The sequence below is a fragment of the Rhodomicrobium udaipurense JA643 genome (genome assembly GCF_000636015.1).
Classification (GTDB): Bacteria; Pseudomonadota; Alphaproteobacteria; order Rhizobiales; family Rhodomicrobiaceae; genus Rhodomicrobium; species Rhodomicrobium udaipurense.
In genome coordinates, this window is the sequence record NZ_JFZJ01000153.1 from 1 (window position 1) to 7,270 (window position 7,270).

Below are 7,270 nucleotides of genomic sequence, written 5' to 3' on the forward strand. Positions count from 1 at the left end.
CGCCGCGCCCGTATAGCTGCCGACGATGGAGGAGGGGAGCGCGATGCGGCTCTGCGCATCCGTCACGGCCTGCACCGCAGCGTCGAGCGAGAAGCCCGGCGCGACGTCGAAGCTGATGGTCGCCGCCGGATATTGCTGCACGTGGTTGACCGACAGCGGCGCCGTGGCTCGTTCGATCACGGAAAACGACGACAGCGGCACCTGTGAGCCGACGCCTGTCCCGCTCGCGGAGGTGGCGGTGATGGACGAGTTCGTCGCGCCGCTCGCGGTTGCGTTGCCGGTCGAGGCGTTGCCCGAGGTCGAGTTCGAAATCGCCGTGCCCGGCACATAGATCGAGCCGAGTGCGGCGGTGTCGGTCTGGAACGCCGGTGCGACTTCGAGCACGACGCGATATTGGTTCGACTGCCCGTAGATCGTCGAAATCTGCCGCTGACCGAAGGCGTCGTAGAGTGTGTCGTTCAGCGCCTGCATGGTGACGCCGAGGCGGCCTGCGATGACGCGGTCGGTCTTGATGAGCACCGCGTTGCCGTCTTCCTGAAGGTCGGAGGCGACATGGATCAGGCGGCGGTCGCGGCTCAGCTCTGCTTCAAGTTTCTTCGCCCAGCCGGAGAAGCCCTCGCGGTCGAGCCCCACGATCACATATTGATATTGTGTGCGGCTTCGCGCGGTGCCGATCTGGATGTCCTGCACGATCTGGAACGTGGTGCGAAGGCCCGGAAAATCGGCGGTCGCCTCCGTCAGGCGCTGGAGAATTTCGGTCGCGGTCGCCTTGCGCTCGGTCTTTGGCTTCAGCGTCAGCGCGAGATGTGCGGCGTTCGGCGTGGCGTTCGTGGTGCCGACGCCGATCACTGAAACCACGCCCAACACGTCAGGATCGCGGCGGATGATCCGTTCCACCTCGGCCTGAAGCGCGTTGATGCGCTCGAACGAGACGCCGGGCGTCGCCTCCGTCTCGGCGGTGAGGAAGCCGGTGTCCTGATCCGGCAGGAAGCCTTTCGGGATCGCGATATAGAGAACGACGGTCAGCACGAAGGTCGCGGCCGCAACGAGCAGCATGAAGCGCCGCGCGTTCAGCGCCCAGTCGAGCGTCACGCGGTAGACCGACAACAGCGCGTTGAACGGCGCCTCGAAAGCGCGGGAGTACCACGGCGCGGTCTCGCCTTGGCGCGGCGCGCGAAGGAGCCGGGCCGCCATCATCGGCGTGAGCGTCAGCGCCACGATCATGGATGTGACGACCGCAGCGGTGAGCGTCAGCGCGAACTCGCGGAACAGGCGGCCGACGATGCCTTCCATGAAGAGCAGCGGAATGAACACAGCGATGAGCGACAGCGTCAGCGAAACGATGGTGAAGCCGATCTCGCCCGCGCCCTTGTAGGCCGCCACGAGCGGCTTCTCGCCTTTCTCGATGTAGCGCATGACGTTCTCGATCATGACGATGGCGTCGTCCACCACGAAGCCGGTCGCGATGGTCAGCGCCATGAGCGAGAGGTTGTTCAGCGAAAAGCCCGCGTAATACATCACCCCGAACGCCGCCATCAGCGACAACGGCAGCGTGATCCCCGCGACGATGGTGGCGGACAGGGTGCGCAGGAACAGCAGCACCACCATGATGACGAGCGCGACGGAGAGGACGAGCGTAAACTGCACTTCCTCGACGGATGCGCGGATCGTGCCCGTGCGGTCGGCGACGATGTCGAGTTTCACGCCCGCCGGGAGCGCATCGACGAGCTTCGGCAGGATCTTTTTCAACTCATCGACGGTGCCGACGATGTTGGCGCTTGGCTGGCGCTGCACGTCGATGACGACGGCAGGCGTGCCGTTGTAGCGCGCGGCGACGCGTTCGTTTTCGAGGCCGGCGACGACGGTCGCCACGTCGCGCAGAAGAACGGGAGCCTTGTTGCGATACGCAACGACCACGTCCTCATACGCGCCCGCGGTCTCAAGCTGGTCGTTCGCACCCACGATGAAGGACTTCTCGGGGCCGCTGATGAGGCCCTTGGAGCCTGTCACGTTGGCGTTCGCGATGGCGGAGCGGACGGTTTCGAGCGCGATGCCGAGGGACGCGAGTTGCAGCGGGTTCGCCTGAATGCGGATCGCGGGTCGGATGTTACCCTGAACCGTGACGCGGCCGACGCCCGCCACCTGCGAAAGCCTTGGCGCAAGCAGCGTGTCGGCGAAGTCGGACAGGCGTTCGAGCGAGACGCTTTGCGAGGTGAGCGCGATCGTCACGATGGGCGGGTCCGACGGATTCACCTTCGCGTAGACGGGCGGGTAGGGGAGGTTCTGCGGCAACGAGCCGCCCGCCGCGCTGATGGCGGACTGCACGTCCTGCCCGGCTGCGTTGATATCGCGGCTCAACATGAAGCGCAGCGTGATCTGCGACAGCCCTTCGGAACTCGTCGAACTCATGTTTTCGAGCGAGGGGATTTGTCCGAGCTGGCGTTCGAGCGGCGCGGTCACGAGGCGCGCCATGGTGTCGGCGTTCGCGCCCGGAAGACGCGTCGTTACCTGGACGACGGGGAAATCCACCTGCGGCAGCGACGAGATCGGCAGCAGCGAATAGGCGAGAAGGCTCGCGAGCAGGATCGCAACCGCGAGCAAAGACGTCGCGATGGGCCGCGCGATAAACGGCGCGGAGATGCCGGAATACGTGTCCTCGCCCGCCGCGTCCGCGCCTTGCGCCCCGACCCCGCCAGGCTCTTCCGCCGTTGGCCCGCTCATGGCCGTGCGGCGCCTTCTGGCTTCGCGGCGTCGGCTCCTTTGCCGCCTCGCTCGCCCTTCTTACGCTCGCCGCCGTTCCGCGCCGGAGACCCGGTCGCTTCGTCTTCGGCAAGCTTCAGCTTCGAGCCATCGCGAAGGTTCGAGAAGCCGCTCGTCACCACGACGTCGCCCGCCGCGATGCCTTCGCCGATCACCGCATCCTTCTCGCCTTCCTGCACCACCTTGACAGAGACGATGCTCGCGGTTTTCTCCGGCGTGACGCGGTAGACGAAGGCGCCGTTCGCGCCCTGCTGGACGGCGACTGAGGGAACGACCACGGCATTTTCGAGCGTCTTCAGCCGAAGCTTCACGTTCACGAACTGGCCCGGCCACAGCCGGTTCTCGTCGTTCGGGAATGTGCCCTTGATTTTCACGGTGCCGGTCGTCTGATCGATCTGGTTATCGATCACCGCCACAGTGCCCTCGCCGAGCACGCGCCCGCCCGCCTGCGCCTGAAGCGGAAGGGCCGCTTTCGCCTGCGCATCGAGAATATCGGAGACGGCGCTTTCCGGCAGCGTGAACACAACCGAAATCGGCCGAAGCTGGGTGATGACGACGATGCCGGTGGAATCGCCCGACGTGACGAGGTTGCCCGTGTCGAGCTGGCGGATGCCGGTGCGGCCGTCGATGGGCGCGCGGATGGTGGCGTAATCGAGGTTCGCGCGCGCCGTATCGATGGCCGCCTGATCCTGCTTAACCTGCGCTTCGTATTGCTGAACCTTCGACTTTGCGGCGTCGGTCTCCAGCTGCGACGAGTAGTTCTGGCCGACGAGGCTCGAATAGCGGGCCGCGTCGCGCCTGGCGTTCGCGAGCAGCGCTTCGTCCTGCGCCTTCTTGGCCACCGCTTCGTCATAGGCGGCCTGATAGAGAACGGGGTCGATACGGGCGAGCACGTCGCCCGCCTTCACGTCCTGCCCCTCGTGGTAGTTCACCTCGATGAGACGGCCGGACACCTGCGCGCGAACCGTCGCCGTGTTGAACGCCTGCACCGTGCCGACGCCGGAGAGCCACACGGGCACGTTTTCGAGGCGCGCGGGCTTTGTCTCCGCCGAGACGGCCTGATCGCCGCGACGGAAGCCGCCGCCGGGTGGGCCTCCGCCCATGCCAGCCGCATCGCCTCCTCCTCCAGACGTGCCGAAGATGCGGTCGCTATAGACGAAGATCGCAAGAAACGCGGTGATCAAAAGAAAGATCAACCAGGGCAGGAGCCTCTTCATGGCGTGGCCCTTTTTACATCGATGAGGGATGGAACTTCAGCAAGCGTGACGCCCTCGGGCTTGATCCAGCCGCCGCCGAGAGCGCGATAGAGGGAGACGGCGGATTCGAGACGCGCCTGCCGCACGAGGGCGAGGCTGTTTTCCGCAGAGAACAGCGTCTGCTGAATGGAAAGCAGCGTCGTGATGTCGATGATGCCGCCCTGAAGCTGCGCCTGCGAAATCTCGTAGGCGCGGCGCGCGGCCTGCAACGCCTCGCGCTGGAGACGCTCCTGTTCGGCTGTCTTGCGATAGGCGACGAGCGCGTCTTCCACATCCTGGAAGGCGGCGATGATGGTCTTCTTGTACGTCGCGAGCAGTTCGGTATAGACGGCGCGGTTCTGATCGAGCGTCGCCTGCAACTCGACCAGGTTCGTGATCGGCTGGGTCAGGCCCGCCGCCGCATTATAGAAGGTGCTTTGCGGCTGGAACAGCGAGGCCAGCGCCACGCTCTGGAAGCCGCCCGCGCCGGTAAGCTGGATCGACGGGAACATCGCCGCGCGCGCCTTCGACACGAGGAAGCGCTGCGAGGCAAGCTGCGCCTCGGCGTCGGCGATATCGGGACGGCGGCAGAGAAGCTCGGACGGGAGCCCCGCCGGGATCTGCGGCACGGCGATGGCATAGAGGTCGTCGGCGCGCCACGAGAAGAACTCCGGCGCGCGGCCGACGAGCACCGCGAGCGCGTGCTTGTATTGCTCAAGCTGCCGCTGAAGCGGCGGGATCGTCACCTTGACATTGGCGACGAGCGTTTCCTGCTGCGCCACGTCGAGGCCGGAGGTGGTGCCCGCCTTGTTGCGCGCGACGATGGCGTCGAGCGTCTTTTGCGCGATGGCAAGGTTCGCCTTCGCGATGTCGATCTGCTTCTGCGTCGCGATCGCATCGAAATAGGTTGTGGCGATGGTCGCGTCGGTCGTGATGGCGACGGTTGCTGCGGCGTAATCGGCGGCCGCCTGCGAGGCCATGGCCGAAGCGACGCCGGAACGGTTCTTGCCCCAGAAGTCGAGTTCGTAGCTCGCGCCGAGTTGACCGACGACGGTGTCGCCGCGCACGGCGCGCCCTGTCGCGTGGCTGAAGGAGCGCGTGCCGCTGCCGTCGGCCTGAATGGTCGGGATGAGCGCCTGACTTGCGACGCGAACCTGCGTCTCGGCCTGTTCGACGCGGGCGATGGCGGCGGCGATGTCGAGGTTGAAGCCGCGCCCGGCCGCGATCAGATCGATGAGCTTTTTCGAGCGGAACGCCGCGAAATCGTAGGGGCTGCCCGCAGGGTGCTGCGAAGGCCGCGCGCTCTTTCCCTTGTAGGCGTCCGGTACGGCAATTTGCGGCGACGCCACGTTGGGATTGAGGCCGGTGCAGCCTCCAGCCGATAGCGCCGCGACAAGCACGGCTGCCGCCCCGCCTCGCAGTAAGCGCATTTTTCCGCCTGTCGGCGCGTGGTCGCGTCGCATGGTGCCCAACAAGTTGCCCTGTCCCAAGCTCTCTCTGCCCCCAGAGATTCGCCAGCCTGGAAAAATTTCAATTTTGACTGTTACGAGGTCACGCGAGAAAGGCTACATTAATTATGTATCGAAACGCTTCATATACAACTTACTGAAATACCGTGGCTTTTTCGCATCTCACGTCGTGGTCGGAGGAAAAACGCGAACGCAACCGTAAGGCGAGCGGATGATGTCAGCCCGCTGCCGGAAGCATCGGCTGGCCCGAAAATGCGATGAGTTCGAGAAGTGTCTGGTCGGTCAGGCGCCCCGTCACCGGGAGGCCGCGATGACGCTCGAAATCCTTGATGGCGTTCGCCGTCCAGACATCGAGGCGGCCCGAGAACGTACCTCTGAAGAAGCCGAGGCCGAGCAGCGCCTTCTGCGTCTCGATGACGAGCTTGGCGTTCAACTCTGCGCGGTCGGCGAACGCACCGTGCGGACCGTGATTCGGATCGAACAGCACGCGCTTCAAAAGCTCATTGGTCGGTTCGCCGGTCAGTGGCATGGCGTTGTCGAACTGGTAAGCCAGCACCGCGAGCCGAAGCCCGTTATCGCCCTGCCGCAACTGCTCTGAATAGCCCCGTTGCCCAAGCTCGCGATAAAGCGCGACGTGCATGCGCGGACCCTTCGCGGCGGGGAGCGAAACCTGCTGGATGCCTCCGCCGGAGACGGCTGGAGCGATCGGCGATGCCTTGTCATGCGGGAATTGCGTCACCGAAACGGACGTGCTGGGCAACCCGTTCGGATCGAACAGGCGCGCGCGATCCTGCATGAACAGCGCGTTGCTCGCTGTCGCAAGGAAGATCGCCATCATGGCGAAAAGGGCCAGACGTGCTCGAAACCTGATCATGGCCGTGATAATTGCACAAAACCCAATTTGAAGAAAGATTGTTTGTGAGCGGAAGGCCCTTCGAAACTAAGAAGTGACCGTTACCGAGACGTTAACGCCGCGCCAGCAATTGCAGTTGAATATATCTTCGCTAAAAATTTATTAAATTACAGGATCGCCGCTTTCGCGTTCTTTCGCCGGAGAGACTTACGATGGGCCTCACCTGGAAGAGCGATGCGGGTGGCGGGTCATGTTTTTTGTGTTGCGTCTCGTTTTCTGGCTGGCGCTTGTGTGCCTGCTGCTGCCCGGCGTCGGAGGCGATGCCGGACGGCATATTTCTTCGGTCGAGCAGACGGCGACGGACGCCAAGGGCTTCTGCCAGCGGAACGCGGCCGTGTGCGAGGACGCGCGCGCGACGATGACGCTGGTTCTCGCCAAGCTCAAGAGCGGCGCGCAGGCGGCGCAAGCCTGGCTCGACGAGCAGAAGCGGCAGAACCCCGAGCTTCGGGGGCCGGTGCGCGAGGCGAAGATTCCGTCGATGGACCAGTCTCTCCCGGCGGGTGCTCCAAGACCCGTTGTGAAATGGCATGACAATCTTCGCGCGACAGATCGGGACATTCCCTGGCAGGAGCCGCAAACCGCCTCGCCCGGCCCGCGCAGGCTTTGAGACGCGACACCTGTCTGAAGTGCGACAATCTCGCGATGAGGGTTGCCAGTCATGTCTGGAAAAGGCGCGCAAAGCCGAGTGTTTCGCTTATGGCATGCGCCTTGCTGCACCGGAAGCACAAGCCGGAGCCAGTAGCTATGTCCGATGCCAAGATATTATCCATCGCGCGCGAAGACCTTATAAGCTTCGGCGATGTCCCCGACGCAACGAACGCACTATTACAGCGCGGAGTGCTCGCTTACCGGAAAGACCCGGAGGCGGCGGAAGTGCTTTTTCAGGAAGCGCT

5 protein-coding genes are annotated in these 7,270 nt (G+C 64.4%); 1 reads left to right on the plus strand and 4 read right to left on the minus strand.

Annotation, left to right across the window (positions count from 1 at the left end):
* The 4 genes from T281_RS15420 to T281_RS15435 all read right to left on the minus strand — a co-directional run.
* Positions 1 to 2,721 (minus strand): efflux RND transporter permease subunit (locus tag T281_RS15420; protein ID WP_052037571.1); only part of this gene is annotated, 2,721 nt, incomplete at its 3' end.
* On the minus strand, positions 2,718 to 3,977 hold the full coding sequence (locus T281_RS15425) for an efflux RND transporter periplasmic adaptor subunit (protein ID WP_037241416.1): 1,260 nt from the start codon (positions 3,975 to 3,977) through the stop codon (positions 2,718 to 2,720). The genes T281_RS15420 and T281_RS15425, both read right to left, overlap by 4 nt.
* Entirely contained in the window at positions 3,974 to 5,425 is a 1,452-nt protein-coding gene (locus T281_RS15430) for an efflux transporter outer membrane subunit (RefSeq protein ID WP_162173193.1), read from the minus strand. Before T281_RS15430 ends, T281_RS15425 begins: the two co-directional genes overlap by 4 nt.
* Positions 5,426 to 5,681: 256 nt before the next feature.
* Positions 5,682 to 6,338: a peptidoglycan-binding domain-containing protein gene (locus T281_RS15435; protein WP_081796845.1), complete on the minus strand. Its 657-nt coding sequence runs from the start codon at positions 6,336 to 6,338 to the stop codon at positions 5,682 to 5,684.
* Between the two features lie 229 nt (positions 6,339 to 6,567).
* Between T281_RS15435 and T281_RS15440 the strand changes: the two genes are divergently transcribed.
* Positions 6,568 to 6,984 carry a DUF5330 domain-containing protein gene (locus tag T281_RS15440; RefSeq protein WP_037241423.1) on the plus strand — a complete coding sequence of 139 codons (417 nt, stop codon included), beginning with the start codon at positions 6,568 to 6,570 and terminating at the stop codon, positions 6,982 to 6,984.
* Positions 6,985 to 7,270: the final 286 nt, after the last annotated feature.

Excerpts from the sequence above, each read along its gene's own strand:
- T281_RS15425 (WP_037241416.1), bottom strand. The coding sequence starts at position 3,977 with ATGAAGAGGCTCCTGCCCTGGTTGATCTTTCTTTTGATCACCGCGTTT.
- T281_RS15430 (WP_162173193.1), bottom strand. The coding sequence starts at position 5,425 with ATGCGCTTACTGCGAGGCGGGGCGGCAGCCGTGCTTGTCGCGGCGCTA.
- T281_RS15435 (WP_081796845.1), bottom strand. The coding sequence starts at position 6,338 with ATGATCAGGTTTCGAGCACGTCTGGCCCTTTTCGCCATGATGGCGATC.
- T281_RS15440 (WP_037241423.1), top strand. The coding sequence starts at position 6,568 with ATGTTTTTTGTGTTGCGTCTCGTTTTCTGGCTGGCGCTTGTGTGCCTG.